This is a genomic window from Citrobacter sp. Cpo032 (assembly GCF_030332975.1).
Taxonomy (GTDB): Bacteria; Pseudomonadota; Gammaproteobacteria; order Enterobacterales; family Enterobacteriaceae; genus Citrobacter; species Citrobacter portucalensis.
Map to the genome: position 1 here is coordinate 53,667 of NZ_JAOWGU010000039.1, position 18,112 is coordinate 71,778.

The 18,112-nt window shown below is 53.1% G+C and carries 20 protein-coding genes and 1 riboswitch; of the genes, 8 read left to right on the forward strand and 12 right to left on the reverse strand.

Annotation, left to right across the window (positions count from 1 at the left end; all coding sequences use genetic code 11):
- Nucleotide 1: 1 nt before the first annotated feature.
- The 12 genes from OGY33_RS09410 to pduF all read right to left on the reverse strand — a co-directional run bounded on the left by OGY33_RS09410 (nt 2) and on the right by pduF (nt 11,100).
- Entirely contained in the window at nt 2-787 is a 786-nt protein-coding gene (locus OGY33_RS09410) for a cobalt-precorrin-6A reductase (protein ID WP_191238348.1), read from the reverse strand.
- Nucleotides 784-1,509 carry a precorrin-3B C(17)-methyltransferase gene (locus tag OGY33_RS09415; RefSeq protein WP_003030278.1) on the reverse strand — a complete coding sequence of 242 codons (726 nt, stop codon included), beginning with the start codon at nt 1,507-1,509 and terminating at the stop codon, nt 784-786. Before OGY33_RS09415 ends, OGY33_RS09410 begins: the two co-directional genes overlap by 4 nt.
- Nucleotides 1,509-2,564 (reverse strand): cobalt-precorrin 5A hydrolase, encoded by a 1,056-nt coding sequence (gene cbiG / locus OGY33_RS09420; RefSeq protein WP_003834107.1) that lies wholly within the window; start codon nt 2,562-2,564, stop codon nt 1,509-1,511. The genes OGY33_RS09415 and cbiG overlap by 1 nt, the downstream gene beginning before the upstream one ends.
- A complete protein-coding gene (locus OGY33_RS09425) occupies nt 2,545-3,318 on the reverse strand; it encodes a cobalt-precorrin-4 methyltransferase (RefSeq protein WP_003030275.1) in 774 nt (257 codons plus the stop codon). The genes cbiG and OGY33_RS09425 overlap by 20 nt, the downstream gene beginning before the upstream one ends.
- Complete coding sequence (locus tag OGY33_RS09430) at nt 3,311-3,880, reverse strand: decarboxylating cobalt-precorrin-6B (C(15))-methyltransferase (RefSeq protein WP_008785138.1); 570 nt, start codon at nt 3,878-3,880, stop codon at nt 3,311-3,313. The genes OGY33_RS09425 and OGY33_RS09430 overlap by 8 nt, the downstream gene beginning before the upstream one ends.
- Entirely contained in the window at nt 3,870-4,475 is a 606-nt protein-coding gene (locus OGY33_RS09435; RefSeq protein WP_103014233.1) for a cobalt-precorrin-7 (C(5))-methyltransferase, read from the reverse strand. Before OGY33_RS09435 ends, OGY33_RS09430 begins: the two co-directional genes overlap by 11 nt.
- On the reverse strand, nt 4,469-5,605 hold the full coding sequence (cbiD, locus tag OGY33_RS09440; protein ID WP_048216005.1) for a cobalt-precorrin-5B (C(1))-methyltransferase CbiD: 1,137 nt from the start codon (nt 5,603-5,605) through the stop codon (nt 4,469-4,471). The genes OGY33_RS09435 and cbiD overlap by 7 nt, the downstream gene beginning before the upstream one ends.
- Nucleotides 5,602-6,234: a cobalt-precorrin-8 methylmutase gene (locus OGY33_RS09445; RefSeq protein ID WP_008785140.1), complete on the reverse strand. Its 633-nt coding sequence runs from the start codon at nt 6,232-6,234 to the stop codon at nt 5,602-5,604. Before OGY33_RS09445 ends, cbiD begins: the two co-directional genes overlap by 4 nt.
- A 10-nt stretch (nt 6,235-6,244) precedes the next feature.
- Entirely contained in the window at nt 6,245-7,204 is a 960-nt protein-coding gene (gene cbiB / locus OGY33_RS09450) for an adenosylcobinamide-phosphate synthase CbiB (RefSeq protein WP_048216004.1), read from the reverse strand.
- Nucleotides 7,201-8,580 (reverse strand): cobyrinic acid a,c-diamide synthase CobB, encoded by a 1,380-nt coding sequence (locus OGY33_RS09455; RefSeq protein WP_191238347.1) that lies wholly within the window; start codon nt 8,578-8,580, stop codon nt 7,201-7,203. The genes cbiB and OGY33_RS09455 overlap by 4 nt, the downstream gene beginning before the upstream one ends.
- An 88-nt stretch (nt 8,581-8,668) precedes the next feature.
- Nucleotides 8,669-8,843, reverse strand: a riboswitch (cobalamin riboswitch).
- 332 nt (nt 8,844-9,175) lie between these two features.
- Nucleotides 9,176-10,087, reverse strand: coding sequence for a transcriptional regulator PocR (pocR, locus tag OGY33_RS09460; RefSeq protein WP_003834122.1), 912 nt, complete (start codon nt 10,085-10,087; stop codon nt 9,176-9,178).
- Between the two features lie 203 nt (nt 10,088-10,290).
- A complete protein-coding gene (gene pduF, locus OGY33_RS09465) occupies nt 10,291-11,100 on the reverse strand; it encodes a propanediol diffusion facilitator PduF (RefSeq protein ID WP_003030258.1) in 810 nt (269 codons plus the stop codon).
- A 525-nt stretch (nt 11,101-11,625) separates the two neighbouring features.
- Here pduF and pduA point away from each other — a divergent pair.
- Genes pduA through pduJ form a run of 8 tightly spaced genes read left to right on the forward strand, consistent with a single transcriptional unit; the run spans nt 11,626 to nt 18,103 of the window.
- Nucleotides 11,626-11,907 carry a propanediol utilization microcompartment protein PduA gene (gene pduA / locus OGY33_RS09470; RefSeq protein ID WP_003030255.1) on the forward strand — a complete coding sequence of 94 codons (282 nt, stop codon included), beginning with the start codon at nt 11,626-11,628 and terminating at the stop codon, nt 11,905-11,907.
- Nucleotides 11,907-12,719: a propanediol utilization microcompartment protein PduB gene (gene pduB, locus OGY33_RS09475; RefSeq protein WP_003834129.1), complete on the forward strand. Its 813-nt coding sequence runs from the start codon at nt 11,907-11,909 to the stop codon at nt 12,717-12,719. Before pduA ends, pduB begins: the two co-directional genes overlap by 1 nt.
- An 18-nt stretch (nt 12,720-12,737) precedes the next feature.
- Entirely contained in the window at nt 12,738-14,402 is a 1,665-nt protein-coding gene (pduC, locus tag OGY33_RS09480; protein ID WP_003030249.1) for a propanediol dehydratase large subunit PduC, read from the forward strand.
- A gap of 10 nt (nt 14,403-14,412) precedes the next feature.
- Nucleotides 14,413-15,087: a propanediol dehydratase medium subunit PduD gene (pduD, locus tag OGY33_RS09485; RefSeq protein ID WP_003834131.1), complete on the forward strand. Its 675-nt coding sequence runs from the start codon at nt 14,413-14,415 to the stop codon at nt 15,085-15,087.
- 14 nt (nt 15,088-15,101) lie between these two features.
- Entirely contained in the window at nt 15,102-15,620 is a 519-nt protein-coding gene (gene pduE, locus OGY33_RS09490; RefSeq protein WP_003030243.1) for a propanediol dehydratase small subunit PduE, read from the forward strand.
- Between the two features lie 15 nt (nt 15,621-15,635).
- Nucleotides 15,636-17,468 carry a diol dehydratase reactivase subunit alpha gene (locus tag OGY33_RS09495; protein WP_191238346.1) on the forward strand — a complete coding sequence of 611 codons (1,833 nt, stop codon included), beginning with the start codon at nt 15,636-15,638 and terminating at the stop codon, nt 17,466-17,468.
- Complete coding sequence (locus OGY33_RS09500) at nt 17,458-17,808, forward strand: glycerol dehydratase reactivase beta/small subunit family protein (protein WP_003834139.1); 351 nt, start codon at nt 17,458-17,460, stop codon at nt 17,806-17,808. The genes OGY33_RS09495 and OGY33_RS09500 overlap by 11 nt, the downstream gene beginning before the upstream one ends.
- Before the next feature lie 19 nt (nt 17,809-17,827).
- Complete coding sequence (gene pduJ, locus OGY33_RS09505; RefSeq protein WP_001057752.1) at nt 17,828-18,103, forward strand: propanediol utilization microcompartment protein PduJ; 276 nt, start codon at nt 17,828-17,830, stop codon at nt 18,101-18,103.
- Nucleotides 18,104-18,112 lie beyond the last annotated feature (9 nt).

Below are 18,112 nucleotides of genomic sequence, written 5' to 3' on the forward strand. Positions count from 1 at the left end.
CTTAAGCAGTGGCCAGCCAGCGCGTTAAACGCGCCCCAAAGGCGGCCTGACTTACCAGTAACTCTTCTCCCGTCACCAACGGTGCCGGACGTGTAATCACGATGCAGGGGATACCGGCATCCAGACAGGGTTGAACTTTTTCCTGATAACCACCTTCAGCGCCAGATGCTTTGGTGATCACCACATCAGCCTGACACTGACGATAAAACGCGGCGTTGAACTCGGCGCTAAATGGCCCGCACAGTGCGAAGATTTCACCGACGCCAAATCCCAGATCCGCGCATTGCTGAATGACCTCAGGAACAGGCAGAACGCGCGCCAGCAGCGTTTTTTCAGGCAACCCTTCGCGCCAGATGGCCAGATCTTTACTGCCGGTCGTCAGCAGTACACGATCGCCGAAGCGTCGCGCCACCTCACAGGCTTGCGGAATGCTTTGTACGGTATACAGGTGCGGGTGAGTTAAACCACTCAACTGCTCAGGGCGCTGGTAGCGGCTCAGCAGTACGCCCGCCGCTTCGCAGGCGCTCATGATGTTGCGGCTCACCACCTCGGCGTACGGATGTGAGGCATCGATCACCCAGCGCGTCCGATTTTCCTGTAGCCAGGCAATCATTTGTTCGCGCTCCAGACGCCCGCAGCGCACCTGGCCTTTGATGTCTCCCGCCAGTTGTTTCCCTGTTGGGGTTGCAACTGACAGGGTGTAGGCCACGTTTGCCGCATCCAGTTGCTGGCACAGCATGCGCGCATCGCTCGTACCGCCCATGACCAGCACATCACCGTAATTCACAGCACATAACCTCGTGGTGTGATCATCAGGCCGTCCTGAACATAGGTTGTTTTGTTACCCACGATCACAAGGCTGGTCATATCAACCGGTTCGAAATCCATTTCACCGAGCGTGGTTAACCATTTTTCCTGCTTTTTACGTCCGGCAGACTTCACAATACCCACCGGCGTTTGTGCGCTTTTGCTGGCGGAAAGCAGCTCAAATGCGCGCGCCAGATGACCTTCGCGACCCCGACTGCGCGGGTTGTAGAAACAGATAACAAAGTCTGCCTCACCGGCGGCAACGATGCGTTTTTCGATAACCGGCCATGGCGTTAACAGATCGCTTAAGCTGATGTGGCAGAAGTCGTGCATTAGCGGCGCGCCCAGCAAAGAGGCCGCGGCAATGCTGGCGGTCATGCCAGGGATTAGCCTGACCTCAACATCCAGCTTTTGCTTGCTGACCAGTTCGAGCACCAGCCCGGCCATACCGTAAATCCCCGCGTCACCGCTACTGATCAGCGCCACGTTGTGACCCGCCTGTGCCAGTTCGATCGCCGCCTGGCAGCGTTCAATCTCTTTGCACATTCCGGTTTTGATCACCTGCTTGTCACCCGTGAACGCTTTTACCAGATGGGTGTAGGTTTTATAGCCAACGATGATTTCCGCTGCCTGCAGTGCTTCAACGGCTTCCATGGTCATCATTGCCTGCGAGCCAGGGCCAATTCCAATTACGCTTAACATCAGTGTGAAACTCCCAAAGTGATAGTGACGCCCTGTTCTCGCAGGGTCTCGCCCAACAGTTTTCCGTGGCTCAACAGCCAGGCTGCAGGACCGGAAACGCTTCCTGTACCCACCGTTTTGCGAACAAACGATGAGGCTGGAAAACGGTGCTCATGCTCACGCAGCGCGTCAGCAGTAAAGGTTTCGAAAGGAACGCGGCAGCACGAAGCCAGTTGGATAAGTCCCTGTTCATCCTTTTTCAGCGTGATGCTGCCAATCGCTTTTAGTGCCAACGGATCGAGCTGTTGAGCTTCAAGTTGCCGGGCAAGCAGCGCAGCCAGCAGAGGGAACGGCGTATCACGGCGACAGCCAATTCCGGCCACAACCCGCTGTGGCACCAGCTTCCAGTGCGGAACAGGCAGGTCAGGTAAATTGGTGCGTAAGGTGATGCACACCAACGCATCCAGTTCAGGGAGCTGGTTGAGATCGGTAACCGTGATAAATCCGCGCCGGTCGCAATGGCTGACATCCTGCGTCAGTTCGTCATCCCACCACAGACCAACCCGCTTATTGCTGACCAGCATCTGATTCACGATTTTCACCGCCGAACGGAAATCACTCATCCGCGCATTCAACTGGAATGCCAGCGTATCCAGTGCCGCCATATCGTTCACATCCGTCGCGGTAGTGATAACCGGGTCAGCGCCCAACATGCCCGCCAGATAACGCGCCAACGCATTGGCACCGCCCGCGTGACCGGAGAGCAGGCTGATGACATGCTGGGCACGTTCATCAATGACCACCACCGCCGGATCGCAGAATTTGTCATTGACCAGCGGGGCCAGTACGCGCACCGCAATGCCGGTCGCACCGATAAAAATCAGCGCCGAGTAATTCGTAAACGCTTCGCGGGCGGTATTCGCAAAGCCGTTTTCAAAGGGAATAAACCCCTCCTCCAGCAGCTTTTCACTGGTAAAACAGGTAACCGGCAGCATGGCTGCCAAACGTTTCGCCAGCACAACGCCACCAGGAGTCAGGCAAAAAAGCGCAATTGACTCAGGCTTTACGGTATTCATGGCTAAAGTCCGCCGCATAGAGTTTGGAGTAGTGATACTCCGAGCCCAGGAAATTACCGACCAGAATAAGGGCCGTTTTACGGATGCCCGCATCGCGAACCTTGTCGCCAATATCCGCCAGGGTCCCGCGCACGGTCTGACTTTCCGGCCAGGTCGCTTTATAGATCACCGCCACGGGCGTGGTCGCCGGATAGCCGCCTTCAATCAGACGCTCAGCCACCCGATGAATGCGCTGGACGGAAAGATAAATAGCCATTGATGTCTGGTGGCTGGCAAACGACTCCAGCTGTTCGCGCTCGGGGACCGGCGTGCGCCCTTCCAGGCGCGTAATGATCAGGCTCTGTGAAACTTCGGGCACGGTATACTCAACGCCCAGCTCTGCCGCCGCGCCGAGGAACGCGCTGACGCCGGGCACCACCTGCCAGTCAATCCCGCGTTTGGTCAGCTCCTCACCCTGCTCGCGTACGGAACCGTACAACGAGACATCGCCGGTTTGCAGGCGCACAACGGTCTTGCCCGCTTTCACTCCGGCTTCCATCAGATCAAGGATCTGCTCCAGATGCAGTTCGGCACTGTCGTGACATTCAGCACCGGCAGGGCAATACTCCAGCAATTCAGTGTTAATCAGCGATCCGGCGTAGATAACAACCTGCGCCTGCTGCAGCAACCGGTAACCTTTGAGGGTAATCAGCTCGCGATCGCCAGGACCTGCGCCAACAAACCACACGCTACGGGGATCAAAAATCTCAGACATGGTTTCCTTCCTTCTGACAGGCGATAACAAATACGGGGTTATTCGGTTTAAAATAGTGACCATTGCCAAGCGTGGTAAGCGAGGAAACCTGTAGCTGCAGGCAATCCACTCCCTGTACGCCAAGATGATCCAGATGTGCCAGCGCGGTGTTGAGGTTTTCCTGGAGGATAAACGTCATCACCAAACGCCCTGCGGGATGCAATTGGCGCATCGACCAGTCAATCAGTTCGGTCAGATGGCCGCCGCTGCCGCCCATAAAAATGGCATCGGCTTTTTCCGCGATGGTCATGGGAGCAACGCCGGGAAAAATATCGATATTTGCGCAGGCAAAATGCTGGCGGTTTTCATCCAGCAACCTGAGCGCAGCCGGGTTACGTTCGATGGCCGTTACACGTAATCCGGGATATTGCAACGCCGCCTCTATCGACACGCTGCCGGTTCCGGCACCAATATCAATCAGGTGACTGGCGCGGTGTAATTCAAGTTTTGAGAGGGCAAGTGCGCGTACCGCTTCTTTGGTCATCGGCACTTTCTCTCCACGCAGAAACAGCTCATCTTTCATCAAGGATCACCACTGCATTCATGTCATATTCAGCGTTAACTTCACGCACAGGCAGGAAATGGATCTGTTCGTTTTCCATCGCCAGGTTTTCGCCAATCACCATCCAGCGATGCCCCTTGCCTCGGGCAATGAGCTGCTGCGCGATTTCACGCGGGCCACACAGCGCATCAGTCACCATCGCCACCTTGTTATGTCGCGCCAGCTCATCAAAACAGACGCTGCGGCCATGGCTACTGGTCAGCCACATATCGTTCATATCAATACCGGACTGCGCGCACAGGTACTGCACCGCACTAATGCCGGGAATAATCCGCACATTCTCAATACCAAAATGCGCCACCATGCGCGTCCCGATGCCGTAAAACAGGGGATCGCCAGACGCCAGTACCACAACATGCTTCTCCTGGTGCGCGCTAATCCAGCTCAGGAGTTCCGGGATATTGGCGCCAAGAGCAAACTGTTCACCGGCAAAATCCGGGAATTGCTGCAAATGCCGCTTTCCACCGACCAGAACATCCGCCGTCGCGACCGCTTCTCGTGCGGCAGGCGTCATCAAATGCAAACCGGCGGGGCCCATCCCTACAACGGTTAACATTGCATCTCCTCAGCAATTTCTGCGACCGGACGATTACTTCCAAGAACCTGATTATCAAAAGAAAACATGATGGCATCGCAGGTCGGTGGATTTTTGGTAAAGCGCAATGTTTGCAGGACACGCATACAAATGCGCTGAGCCAGATGGTCATAAATGTGCTGGAAACCGTACGCCTCGATATGTTCCATCGCCGCTTCGGTGGTATCGCACTCGCTGACCAACGTCAGCAGTTCCAGCGGTGCGCCAAGTAGCGCGAGGTGAGCCACCAGCGTTTCCATGCGGGCATCGGCAATATGGCTATGAGTGTGGAAGATCCCCGCCGCGATTTTGATGAGCTTACCGGGGTGCCCCACCAGTACGATTTGTCGGAACCCCAGACGTACGGCTTCTTCAATCATGTAACCGACAAAGTTGCTCATGGTGACCACAACCTGGGTGTCGATACCCATCTGCTCGCGCACAAAACGCTCGCCGTGGTTTCCCGGCACCAGTACAACACGCTCCAGCCCTGCCGCCCGCTTAATTTCCAGCTCAAGCGACAGTGAACGCTTCCAGCTCTCTTCTGACATCGGCGTGACAATACCCGTGGTGCCGATAATCGAAATGCCGCCAAGAATGCCAAGGCGAGAGTTGTAGGTTTTTTGCGCCCGTTCTTCGCCTTCTGGCGCGAAGATTTCAATCTGCGCCCCACGATTTGGGCCAATCGCTTCGCGGACGGCAGATTCAATGGTCTGGCGAGGTGTACGGTTAATCGCCGAACTGCCCACCGGCAGGCCAATCCCTTTGCGGGTTACCGTACCGACCCCTTCACCGCCCTGTAAGGCAATCACGCCACTATCGTCTAACGTCACACGGGCAAAAATCAGCATGCCGTGGGTGGCGTCCACATCATCTCCACCGTCTTTGCGGATGGCCGCTATTGCCTGCTGCCCTTCGATATGCGGTGACTCCACGTTCAGGCACAGCGTCACCCCGGAAGGCGTCACGATGGAAACCTGATGGATGAGGTGTTGGCGCAATACCATCAACGCGGCAACTTTTGCCGCCGCCGTGGCGCACGATCCCGTGGTATACCCTTTACGCAGCGCTTTACCGTTGTGCCACACCGGCGTATCGAAGGCCTCGCTCATCGCGCCCCCTGCATGTGATAAAGCATGGCGTTGACGATAGCGGCGGCGACATTGCTTCCCCCTTTGCGGCCTAACGCTGCAATGGCGGGCAAATTGCTTTGGGTCAGGGCATCTTTCGACTCTTCAGCACCAACGAATCCGACCGGTACACCCACCACACCGCTGACGGCAACATCATGCTCAAGCAGGCGGAACAGCGCAGTCGGCGCGTTGCCAAAGACAAACAGCTTTTCCCCCTCTTCCTTCACCGCAATGTCGACTGCCGCCATGGACCGGGTAATACCCTGCTCTTTTGCCGTACGCACAACCCGCGGGTCGCTGATGTAGCAGCGGCATTCACCGCCGAATTTTGCCAGAAGCGTTTTATTGATCCCGGAAAGCGCCATCGTGGTATCGGTATAAATCACGCTCGAACGGCTAAGCGCCGCACAAAACTGCTCCAGCACATCACTGGAAAACCACAGAATGTCCAGCCAGTCGAAATCTGCCGTCGTGTGAATAACCCGCTTGATAATGGCTTCATGTAACGGACTGGCAAACTGATAGTCCGGACGGGTTTCACGGATGATCTCGCCAATAATGTCGAAACTTTTGGCTTCAATCGCCTGGGGTTGCTGGATGTATTGCATTATGTTGTCCTCAGGCTACACCGACCCACAGCCACCGCAGCGCAATAAACAGCGCCAGTGCCAGCGTCGATGCCACCCACATCAGTCGAATCGTATGGGAAATGTCGTCTACCGAAATGTCACGTTGAGCATCACCGATCCACGGTTTCTCAACGCGCTCGCCAAAGTAGTCATTAGGACCACCCAGCCGAATGCCTAATGCCCCGGCTACGGATGCCTCTGACCATGCACAGTTTGGGCTGCTGTGGTTGTAGCGATCGCGCCAGCCAATCTGTAAAGCTCGCGAGCCGTCTTTACGACATAAAAATGCCGCCACGCCCAGCAACAGCCAGCTCAGTCTTGCAGGAATAAAGTTCGCGACATCGTCCAGACGCGCGCTGACCATACCAATAGCGCGGTATTTTTCATGTTTGTAGCCCACCATGGAGTCAAGGGTGTTTACCGCTTTGTAGGCCATCGCCAGGGGCGCACCGCCGAGGAGGAGAAAGAACAACGGCGCGATAATGCCGTCTACGGTGTTTTCAGCCACGGTTTCCACCACCGCGCGATTGATCTGCTGCGGTTGCAGCTGTGAGGTATCACGCCCCACAATCCATGACAATTTCTCCCGACTCTGAGCAAGGTCACCGGCACGTAGAGGACGTTCGACATCCTGCGCGGCCTTTGCCAGGCAGCGCCCGGCCAGCACGGTAAAGATCATCCATACCTCTACCACCCACCCCAACCAGGGATGAATAGATTCTGCCAGTGCCAGCACGCCCCAGGACACCGCCCAGGTCAGACCAACCACCACAATCCACATCACCGCGCCGCCGATGCGCAGCGCACGGTCGCTATGGCAATAACGCCGAATAACTCGCTGCACGGCAGAAATCAGATTGCCAATCCAGCGCACCGGATGCGGCCAGTTCTGCGGATCGCCGATGATAAAATCAAGCAGCCAGGCAACACACCACGCAAGGATCGTCATAGCGCACTCCTCGCAGCTGCCAGCCAATGGTTAAGCATCTGCGGACGTTGAGCAAAATGAACGTGTAGATAGCTGGCGAAGGTGTTTCCGACCTGCCAGCCGCCGGACCAGGCTTGCAGCGTTTTACCATCGCGCACTTTGCGACAGTTCATTACCGCTGGCGTTTCAGGGGTAAAATCGGAGTAGTGGAATTCATGTCCGCGCAGCACTTCGCCTTCTGCAGCTAACAATGTTTGCTGCGCGGCCTGCGCTTCGCAGTAGCCAAATCGGGTCAGACGTTTCCCCATTTTGCTGTGGCCGGGAATGATATCCGCCATCAGCCAGGTATCGCCGTTGCTGTCCTCAAGCGAACTGCCGAGATACATCAGCCCGCCGCACTCTGCATAAATCGCGACGCCACGTTGATGTGCCTCTCGCAGTTGATTCAGCATCGAGACATTGCGAGCCAGCGCCGCAGCGTGTAGCTCAGGATATCCTCCACCTAACCAGATCATCTGACAGTCCGGCAAACAGGTGTCGTGCAACGGGCTAAAACGAACAATATTTAGCCCCGTACGTTCCAGCAGCGTAATGTTATCCGGGTAGTAGAAGTTGAAGGCTTCGTCATCGGCAATGGCAACCGTTAGCCCTGCTCCGGCGTCTGCGGCAGGCAGCGCGGGCCATTCGCCAGCAGGAGGATTGGTTGACTGGCTTAGTGTCAGCAGCGCGTCGATATCAAGGGTTTGCTCCAGCATCGCGGCAAAAGCCTGCCACGGTTGCTGATTGATAACCGACTCACGTGCGGTTACTAAACCCAGATGACGTTCGGGAAGGGCAACGCCCTCCATACGGGGTACGTAGCCCAAGACGGGTACATCGCAGTAACGTTCGATTGCGACTTTCAGTAACTGGTAATGCGTTTCGCTGTTAACCCGATTAACAATAACGCCGGCGATGTTCAGGGTGGGATCAAAATGCTGAAAACCCATTACCGTTGCGGCGATTGAAGTGGAAACGGCTTTGCCATCAACCAGTAAGATGACCGGACAGCCTAACTGTTTAGCCATCGCGGCGGTGCTGCAGTAGTTTGGATCGGTACCATAGCCGTCATACAGCCCCATCACACCTTCAATAACGGCGATATCCGCATGTTGCATCTGCTCGTTGAATAGAGCGTTCAGCGTGGGGACGGGAAGCATGAAGCTATCAAGATTGCGGGAAGCGGTACCGCATACCGCTGTATGCCAGCCGGTATCAAGGTAATCAGGACCCACTTTGCAAGGTTGGACGCGCAAACCGCGTTTTTTCAACAAGCTCAACAAGCCCAGCGTCACCGTGGTTTTACCACAGCCGCTTCCGGTACCTGCAAGAACAAATGCGTGAAAATTGGCCGCCATACCCTGATCCTGTTCAGGGTGGTAGGGGTGTAGAGATACCCAGTCTCTCGACTGTATGCATCTGAACCACCCACTTCCCACCGAAGTTGTTGGTAGTCACTGACAGGCAGGTCTTCTGGCTTAGCGTCATCCTCACCCGTCCTTCCCAATCTTGCGATCAGTGGTCCATACGGGGTCGTCAGCATCACAGCAGCGGGGGCTGCGGGGGATTCTCACCCCCTTCCCTACCACAAATGTGGCAAACCTGTCAGTTCAAGAGCCTGGTTAATTAAGCTCTCTGTTATGAGGTAAATTCACGACCTCATGACAATAATTCAATTTAATATCTTTCCGAGTTCATTCAGCCAATTTTCTGGCCTTAACCCACTTATTCACACGTTCACTTTTTGAATGAAAGTATCAGCTAAGAATAAAGAAAATCATTCACACAGACACTGTATCTCATCACAAAAATAAAAACTGGTGCAGTTTATCCCTCTAATACCATTATTTTGTTGCGCTATGACAATTTATTGACTGCTGTTGTCACATTTCATTTTATAATGACTAACATAGCGCCCGATATCAAAAATCGGCAATAGCAAAATATTGCTATTTAAGCGGATTCACCGCGTGAAATGACATTTATTTGCTGGCGAAATGCCTGCGGCGTAACCTGATAGGTCTGGCGGAAAACTTTGCAAAAATAACTTGTTTGCGAAAAGCCTAAATTACGCGCAATGCTGGCTATACTCCAGTCACTGTGACAAAGCAGCTCTTTGGCACTGGCCATTCTTTGCTGGTTTACCCATGCGTTAAAACCAATACCCTGATATTTTTTGAACAATTTGCTGAAATAGTACGGGCTAAGGAAAACATGAGAGGCAACATCTTCCAGACGCAGATCGTCTGATAAATGTGCATCAATATAACGCAGGGCTTTTTTCATTTTACTGTCATGAGGGTTGGTACTACGGTTAGCGCGTACCGGCTCTGACTGCTGCGGGTTATCTTTGATAACAACAAAATTAAGTTGTTTCTTAAGGCAATTTTCGACGATGAGCTTGAGTAAATCCGCTGAAGCAATGACTCGAGAATAGTCCATTTCAGGTACATTACGGAACTCGTTGACCAGTTCGGGATCGGCTTGCCAGCGGTCATCGACGTTCAGAATATCAACGAGGCCAACATCGTTACTTAAGCGTACTTGTCCACAAAGCACAAATCCTACCAGGTGTCCCGCGATGACCAGCGGAATTGAGAAATCGGTAAGTCCGGCATGGCAGCGATAAATGCAGGGTTGATCGGATTTAGAGGCTTCCAACCCTCCACAGCGGTCGCTCATACGACAACGCGTACTATGCTGAGGATGCTGGCGCATCAACTGGCAAAAAGGAGTGAAATTAAAAAGCTCAGAAATTTCATCACCGTGAATATTGACAACCACAACAGCCAGACTGGTGGCCTGTGCAAAATCCTGTGCGATTTTATTAATGAGTTCTGAGTTCAGGGCACTCGCAGAAATCATGATAAAACCTCTCAGTTAATTTATTGTTATAAATAAAACATATTATTCACACATTCATTTTCATCTCGCGATCCAGCGCTCTGATGAAAGTCAGCATTGAACATAACAAAAGTCTCCCATTGTTGGGAGACTTTTTAAGCCGTTCAGGAAACCGGATCACGAAAACAGTTTTTACCTTTCAATAATAAACATCTTTCGTGAAGCTAGCTCTCGTTTTCCTCCAACTTACACGAATTACACGGTAAATTTTTGCCAATAAAATAACGATAAATTGCTGCGCCCGCACAGGCGCCGATGATGGGAGCCACAATCGGCACAATGAAATATGGGATATCACGCCCCCCGGTCATCGCAACATCACCCCACCCGGCCATCCAGGCAAACAATTTAGGACCAAAATCACGTGCCGGGTTCATCGCAAAACCGGTAAGTGGACCGGTTGATGCGCCGATAACAGCAACCAGAATACCAATCAGCAGTGGTGCTAACGGGCCTTTGGGAACACCGTTACCGTCATCCGTTAGCGCCATAATCATCCCCATCAGAATGGAGGTAATCACCACTTCGACCAGTGCGGCCTGCCAGACACTCAGTGCGGCGGCAGGATACGTACTAAAAATGCTGGCAAGTTGCAGGCTTTCCAGACTACCGCGTACCATTTGATGGGCTGATTCATACTCAATAAATAAGCTGCCGTACAACAAATAGGCCAGCATAGCGCCACCAAAGGCCCCCGCTATCTGAGCGACAGAATAAGGTAGTACCTTACGACCCGGAAAACAGGCAAACAACCAAAGTGCGATGGTAATAGCAGGATTGAGATGGGCCCCAGAAATCCCGGCTGTCAGGTAAACTGCAAGCGAGATCCCCAAGCCCCATATGATGCAGATCTCCCACAATCCCAAACTGGCACCCGCGACCTTCAGGGCGCTCAGGCACCCAATACCAAAAAACAAAAATAGTCCGGTACCCAAAAACTCAGCAATACATTGCGCTCTTAGTGAATCGTTCATTGTGACACCTTCTAAGCAGAGTTCGTGTCTTTACCAGCGGACTCCTTGCTGGCAGGAAGATTACTTCAAGGCTTACTATAAAAATCTGTATCGGCAAATTGTTGGCAATCTGCAAGCGACATGCCCTTAAAAATCGTGTTGTGATAGCAAATTCTTGCTATCACCTTTATTAAAGCAGGCGGTAAAACGAGGATTTACCCTATTAAAAGTACATTTTCAAAATAATAAAATATTGCGAACAGCAGAATTCCATTTTCAAACGATCATCACAATTTCATTTTTCTCGCATAGCAAATGATATTTAAACTGTCACTCGGAAAAGTGTAAATATGGAATTAACATAACCAAATAGTCACATTACCTAAACTAAAAATAACCAACAAAAACAAATTGTTATAATGATATATGGCAATTTTATCTCACCATAACCCCACTATTTTTTCACTCTTACTTTCAACTCAGCCATTCTTTTTCCTCGCTTCTTTTTATAGTCATGAAAATCGGGACAACCCAGGCGAGGTCTTTATGCAACAAGAAGCGTTAGGAATGGTAGAAACCAAAGGCTTAACTGCAGCCATAGAGGCCGCAGATGCAATGGTGAAGTCAGCCAATGTAATGCTGGTCGGCTACGAAAAAATTGGTTCGGGGCTGGTAACAGTCATTGTCCGTGGCGATGTCGGCGCAGTCAAAGCAGCAACAGATGCAGGTGCCGCCGCAGCCCGTAATGTGGGAGAAGTGAAAGCCGTACACGTCATCCCACGCCCGCATACCGATGTAGAAAAAATCTTACCGAAGGGAATTAGCTAATGAGCAGCAATGAGCTGGTTGAACAGATCATGGCGCAGGTGATTGCTCGCGTGGCAACGCCGGAACAGCAGGCTATCCCTGAAAATAATCCTCCAACACGAGAAACGGCTATGGCAGAGAAAAGCTGCAGTTTAACGGAGTTTGTCGGTACCGCGATTGGCGACACCGTCGGTCTGGTAATCGCCAACGTAGACAGCGCCCTACTGGACGCAATGAAACTTGAAAAACGGTATCGCTCCATTGGCATCCTTGGTGCCCGTACTGGCGCTGGCCCGCACATCATGGCCGCCGATGAAGCGGTAAAAGCCACCAATACTGAAGTCGTCAGTATTGAGTTACCACGTGATACCAAAGGCGGCGCAGGTCATGGCTCGCTGATTATCCTTGGTGGCAACGATGTTTCCGACGTGAAACGTGGCATTGAAGTCGCACTGAAAGAACTTGATCGCACCTTTGGCGATGTTTATGCCAACGAAGCCGGTCACATCGAAATGCAGTACACCGCACGCGCCAGCTACGCGCTGGAAAAAGCCTTTGGCGCACCGATTGGCCGTGCCTGTGGCGTTATCGTCGGCGCGCCAGCATCCGTTGGTGTCCTGATGGCCGATACGGCCCTGAAATCCGCCAACGTGGAAGTTGTGGCCTACAGCTCCCCTGCTCATGGCACCAGCTTCAGTAACGAAGCCATTCTGGTTATTTCGGGTGACTCTGGCGCTGTTCGTCAGGCCGTTATCTCCGCCCGTGAAATCGGTAAAACCGTACTCGGGACCCTCGGCTCAGAGCCGAAAAACGATCGTCCGTCCTACATCTGATATCAGTGAGGCTGATTCATGAGATCGAAAAGATTTGAAGCACTGGCGAAGCGCCCTGTGAATCAGGATGGTTTCGTTAAGGAGTGGATCGAAGAAGGCTTCATTGCGATGGAAAGCCCGAACGACCCCAAACCGTCGATTAAAATCGTCAACGGTACAGTCACTGAACTGGACGGTAAATCCGCCAGTGAATTTGACTTAATCGACCATTTCATTGCCCGCTATGGCATTAACCTGGCGCGCGCTGAAGAGGTCATGGCGATGGACTCGGTCAAACTGGCCAATATGCTTTGCGACCCTAACGTAAAGCGCAAAGACATAGTGCCGCTGACCACCGCAATGACGCCGGCAAAAATTGTCGAAGTGGTGTCCCATATGAACGTCGTTGAGATGATGATGGCGATGCAGAAAATGCGCGCTCGTCGTACACCCTCTCAACAAGCGCACGTCACAAACGTCAAAGATAACCCGGTGCAGATTGCCGCTGATGCCGCTGAAGGCGCATGGCGCGGGTTTGACGAACAGGAAACAACCGTTGCCGTTGCGCGTTATGCGCCATTTAACGCCATTGCGCTGTTAGTCGGCTCACAGGTTGGACGCCCAGGCGTATTAACCCAGTGCTCGCTGGAAGAAGCTACCGAACTTAAACTCGGCATGCTAGGCCACACCTGCTACGCGGAAACCATCTCCGTCTATGGTACTGAACCCGTCTTTACCGACGGCGATGACACGCCATGGTCGAAAGGCTTCCTCGCCTCGTCCTATGCTTCCCGTGGTCTGAAAATGCGCTTTACCTCCGGCTCTGGCTCAGAAGTTCAGATGGGTTACGCCGAAGGCAAATCGATGCTTTATCTGGAAGCCCGCTGCATTTACATCACCAAAGCTGCGGGCGTACAGGGCCTGCAAAACGGTTCAGTAAGCTGCATCGGTGTCCCTTCCGCCGTGCCGTCAGGCATTCGTGCAGTGTTGGCTGAAAACCTGATTTGTTCCTCTCTGGATCTGGAATGCGCCTCCAGCAACGACCAAACCTTTACCCACTCGGATATGCGTCGTACTGCTCGTCTGCTGATGCAGTTCCTGCCGGGTACTGACTTCATTTCTTCTGGTTATTCCGCGGTGCCGAACTACGACAACATGTTTGCGGGTTCGAACGAAGATGCTGAAGATTTTGACGACTACAACGTTCTCCAGCGTGACCTGAAAGTAGACGGTGGTCTGCGCCCGGTTCGGGAAGAAGACGTTATCGCCATTCGTAACAAAGCGGCACGTGCGCTGCAGGCCGTCTTTGCCGGGATGGGATTACCACCAATCACTGATGAAGAAGTGGAAGCTGCGACTTACGCCCACGGTTCGAAAGATATGCCGGAACGTAACATCGTTGAAGACATCAAGTTTGCACAAGAGATCATCAATAAAAACCGTAACGGTCTGGAAGTGGTGAAAGCCCTAGCTCAGGGCGGATTTACCGATGTCGCTCAGGACATGCTCAACATCCAGAAAGCCAAGTTAACCGGGGATTACCTGCATACCTCCGCCATTATCGTTGGCGACGGACAGGTGCTATCCGCTGTCAATGATGTTAACGACTATGCCGGTCCGGCAACAGGTTATCGCCTGCAAGGCGAACGCTGGGAAGAGATCAAAAACATCCCTGGCGCACTTGATCCCAACGAGCTTGGCTAAGGGGTGAAAAATGGAAATTAATGAAAAACTGCTGCGCCAGATAATTGAAGATGTGTTGTCTGAAATGCAGACCAGCGACAAACCCGTCTCTTTCCGCGCATCTACAGCGGCAAGCGCACCTCAGGCTGCGGCGACACAGGGAGACAGCTTTCTGACCGAGATTGGTGAAGCCAAACAAGGCCAGCAACAGGACGAAGTGATTATTGCCGTAGGGCCGGCGTTCGGGCTCTCGCAAACCGTCAATATCGTAGGGATCCCGCATAAGAATATCTTGCGCGAAGTGATTGCCGGTATTGAAGAAGAAGGCATTAAAGCGCGCGTTATCCGCTGCTTTAAATCCTCCGATGTGGCGTTTGTCGCCGTTGAGGGGAACCGTCTGAGCGGTTCCGGGATCTCTATCGGCATCCAGTCAAAAGGTACCACGGTTATCCACCAGCAGGGGTTACCGCCGCTTTCAAACCTGGAGCTGTTCCCTCAGGCACCGCTTCTGACGCTGGAAACCTATCGTCAGATCGGTAAAAACGCCGCGCGTTATGCCAAGCGTGAATCTCCGCAACCGGTCCCTACTTTGAATGACCAGATGGCCCGTCCTAAGTACCAGGCCAAATCAGCCATTCTGCACATTAAAGAGACCAAATACGTTGTGACAGGCAAAAACCCGCAGGAACTGCGCGTGGCGCTTTGATAAAGGATACCTCCATGAATACCGACGCAATTGAATCGATGGTTCGGGATGTGTTGAGCCGGATGAACAGCCTGCAAGGCGAGTCCGCGACTCCGCCCGCGGCGAGTTCATCAGCACATACCGCGAAAGTCACGGATTACCCTCTCGCGAATAAACATCCTGAGTGGGTAAAAACTGCGACCAACAAAACGCTGGACGACTTCACGCTTGAAAATGTTCTGAGCAACAAAGTGACCGCGCAGGACATGCGCATCACCCCTGAAACACTGCGCCTGCAGGCGGAAATTGCCAAAGATGCCGGACGTGACAGGCTGGCGATGAACTTCGAGCGCGCAGCCGAGCTAACCGCTGTTCCTGACGATCGCATTCTTGAGATCTACAACGCGCTGCGCCCGTACCGCTCAACAAAAGATGAGCTGATGGCTATCGCCGACGATCTCGAAAATCGTTATCAGGCAAAAATCTGTGCAGCTTTCGTTCGTGAAGCGGCAGCGCTGTACGTTGAGCGTAAAAAACTCAAAGGCGACGACTAACTCAGGGACAGGATCATGCGATATATAGCTGGCATTGACATAGGCAACTCATCAACGGAAGTCGCTCTGGCTACTCTGGATGAGTCTGGCGTGCTGAGCATCACCGGCAGCGCGCTGGCAGAAACCACCGGAATTAAGGGCACATTACGTAATGTGTTTGGCATTCAGGAGGCCCTTACGCTGGCGGCAAAAAACGCCGGTATCAATGTCAGCGATATTTCGCTCATCCGTATTAACGAAGCCACCCCGGTCATTGGCGACGTGGCGATGGAAACAATAACCGAAACCATCATCACTGAATCCACCATGATCGGCCATAACCCTAAAACACCGGGCGGCGTCGGGTTAGGCGTGGGCGTCACTATTACGCCGGAAGACCTTCTCAGTCGCCCGGCGGATACGCCCTATATTCTGGTGGTGTCATCGGCATTTGATTTCGCCGATGTCGCTACGATGATTAATGCCTCCGTCCGAGCTGGATACCAGTTAACTGGCGTTATTTTGCAGCAGGACGATGGCGTGTTGGTCAGCAATCGTCTGACTCACCCCCTGCCCATCGTCGATGAAGTCCTTCATATCGACCGCATCCCGTTGGGGATGCTGGCTGCCATTGAGGTCGCTGTACCAGGAAAGGTCATTGAAACCCTTTCTAACCCCTACGGCATTGCAACTGTCTTTGGCCTCAATGCCGATGAGACTAAAAACATTGTTCCGATGGCACGGGCGCTGATCGGCAACCGTTCAGCCGTGGTGGTGAAAACGCCGTCAGGTGATGTGAAAGCGCGAGCGATTCCTGCCGGAAATCTGGAGCTACAGTCTCAGGGTCGTACCGTACGGGTCGACGTTGCCGCGGGCGCCGAAGCGATTATGAAAGAGGTTGGTGAATGCCCAAAACTGGATAACGTTACCGGAGAAGCTGGCACCAATATTGGCGGCATGCTGGAGCATGTGCGCCAGACGATGGCTGAATTAACCAACAAACCCAGTCATGAAATTTTTATTCAGGATCTGCTGGCGGTCGATACCTCGGTTCCCGTCAGTGTGACGGGTGGACTTGCCGGTGAGTTCTCGCTGGAGCAGGCTGTCGGCATAGCCTCCATGGTGAAATCAGACCGCCTGCAAATGGCGATGATTGCCCAGGAGATCAAGCAAAAGTTCAACATTGACGTCCAGGTTGGCGGGGCCGAAGCCGAAGCTGCCATTCTGGGAGCCTTAACAACTCCGGGCACAACACGACCACTGGCTATTCTGGATCTCGGCGCGGGTTCAACCGACGCTTCTATCATCAATCCTAAGGGCGAAATTATTGCCACGCACCTGGCAGGCGCAGGCGATATGGTCACGATGATCATTGCCCGTGAACTGGGTCTGGATGACCGTTATCTCGCTGAAGAAATTAAAAAGTATCCGTTGGCGAAAGTTGAGAGCTTGTTCCACCTTCGCCACGAAGACGGCAGCGTTCAGTTCTTCCCTACGCCTCTCCCACCAACGGTTTTTGCGCGCGTGTGCGTAGTGAAACCCGATGAACTGGTGCCACTGCCTGGTGAACTGGCGCTGGAGAAAGTACGGGCCATTCGTCGAAGCGCCAAGGAGCGCGTTTTCGTTACTAACGCACTCAGAGCGCTACGTCAGGTCAGTCCGACCGGGAACATTCGGGATATTCCCTTTGTGGTGCTGGTTGGCGGCTCATCTCTGGATTTTGAAATTCCACAGCTGGTCACCGATGCTCTGGCGCATTATCGACTGGTTGCCGGGCGCGGCAACATTCGTGGTACCGAAGGTCCGCGCAATGCGGTTGCGACAGGACTGATTCTCTCCTGGCATAAGGCATTCGCTCATGGAAAGTAATCTCACCACACCAGCCATCGTTATCTTCACTAGTGCTGACTGTGCTGACGTCTGGAATGACGTACTGCTGGGTATTGAAGAAGAAGGGATTCCCTTTGTGATTCAGGAGAGTAGCTCAACTGACGTTATCCACAACGCATGGTTGGCCGCCTGCCAGTCTCCATTGCTGGTCGGTATTGGCTGTAGCCGCGAAAAACTGGTCGTGCACTACAAAAACTTACCCACGTCAGCACCACTTTTTACGCTGACGTATCAACAAAATAGCCACGATCGCCGCAGCATTGGTAACAACGCTGCGCGGCTGGTTAAAGGCATTCCGTTCCGGGAATGCCACTCATAACCCACAGGAGAAAAGCAGTATGAATAACGCACTGGGACTGGTTGAAACAAAAGGGCTTGTCGGCGCTATTGAAGCCGCTGATGCCATGGTGAAATCCGCAAACGTGCAGTTGGTTGGTTACGAAAAAATCGGCTCTGGCCTTATCACCGTTATGGTTCGCGGTGATGTCGGCGCGGTGAAAGCAGCCGTAGATGCTGGAAGCGCAGCCGCAAGCGCCGTTGGTGAGGTGAAATCCTGCCACGTTATCCCGCGTCCGCACAGCGACGTTGAAGCCATTTTACCTAAATCCGCATAAGTCGTTGCA

Excerpts from the sequence above, each read along its gene's own strand:
- OGY33_RS09425 (WP_003030275.1), bottom strand. The coding sequence starts at position 3,318 with ATGTCTGAGATTTTTGATCCCCGTAGCGTGTGGTTTGTTGGCGCAGGT.
- pduB (WP_003834129.1), top strand. The coding sequence starts at position 11,907 with ATGAGCAGCAATGAGCTGGTTGAACAGATCATGGCGCAGGTGATTGCT.
- pduE (WP_003030243.1), top strand. The coding sequence starts at position 15,102 with ATGAATACCGACGCAATTGAATCGATGGTTCGGGATGTGTTGAGCCGG.
- pduC (WP_003030249.1), top strand. The coding sequence starts at position 12,738 with ATGAGATCGAAAAGATTTGAAGCACTGGCGAAGCGCCCTGTGAATCAG.
- pocR (WP_003834122.1), bottom strand. The coding sequence starts at position 10,087 with ATGATTTCTGCGAGTGCCCTGAACTCAGAACTCATTAATAAAATCGCA.
- cbiD (WP_048216005.1), bottom strand. The coding sequence starts at position 5,605 with ATGAGCGAGGCCTTCGATACGCCGGTGTGGCACAACGGTAAAGCGCTG.
- pduA (WP_003030255.1), top strand. The coding sequence starts at position 11,626 with ATGCAACAAGAAGCGTTAGGAATGGTAGAAACCAAAGGCTTAACTGCA.
- OGY33_RS09495 (WP_191238346.1), top strand. The coding sequence starts at position 15,636 with ATGCGATATATAGCTGGCATTGACATAGGCAACTCATCAACGGAAGTC.
- OGY33_RS09500 (WP_003834139.1), top strand. The coding sequence starts at position 17,458 with ATGGAAAGTAATCTCACCACACCAGCCATCGTTATCTTCACTAGTGCT.
- OGY33_RS09430 (WP_008785138.1), bottom strand. The coding sequence starts at position 3,880 with ATGAAAGATGAGCTGTTTCTGCGTGGAGAGAAAGTGCCGATGACCAAA.
- OGY33_RS09435 (WP_103014233.1), bottom strand. The coding sequence starts at position 4,475 with ATGTTAACCGTTGTAGGGATGGGCCCCGCCGGTTTGCATTTGATGACG.
- pduD (WP_003834131.1), top strand. The coding sequence starts at position 14,413 with ATGGAAATTAATGAAAAACTGCTGCGCCAGATAATTGAAGATGTGTTG.
- pduJ (WP_001057752.1), top strand. The coding sequence starts at position 17,828 with ATGAATAACGCACTGGGACTGGTTGAAACAAAAGGGCTTGTCGGCGCT.
- OGY33_RS09415 (WP_003030278.1), bottom strand. The coding sequence starts at position 1,509 with ATGTTAAGCGTAATTGGAATTGGCCCTGGCTCGCAGGCAATGATGACC.
- cbiB (WP_048216004.1), bottom strand. The coding sequence starts at position 7,204 with ATGACGATCCTTGCGTGGTGTGTTGCCTGGCTGCTTGATTTTATCATC.
- cbiG (WP_003834107.1), bottom strand. The coding sequence starts at position 2,564 with ATGAATACCGTAAAGCCTGAGTCAATTGCGCTTTTTTGCCTGACTCCT.
- OGY33_RS09445 (WP_008785140.1), bottom strand. The coding sequence starts at position 6,234 with ATGCAATACATCCAGCAACCCCAGGCGATTGAAGCCAAAAGTTTCGAC.
- OGY33_RS09455 (WP_191238347.1), bottom strand. The coding sequence starts at position 8,580 with ATGGCGGCCAATTTTCACGCATTTGTTCTTGCAGGTACCGGAAGCGGC.
- pduF (WP_003030258.1), bottom strand. The coding sequence starts at position 11,100 with ATGAACGATTCACTAAGAGCGCAATGTATTGCTGAGTTTTTGGGTACC.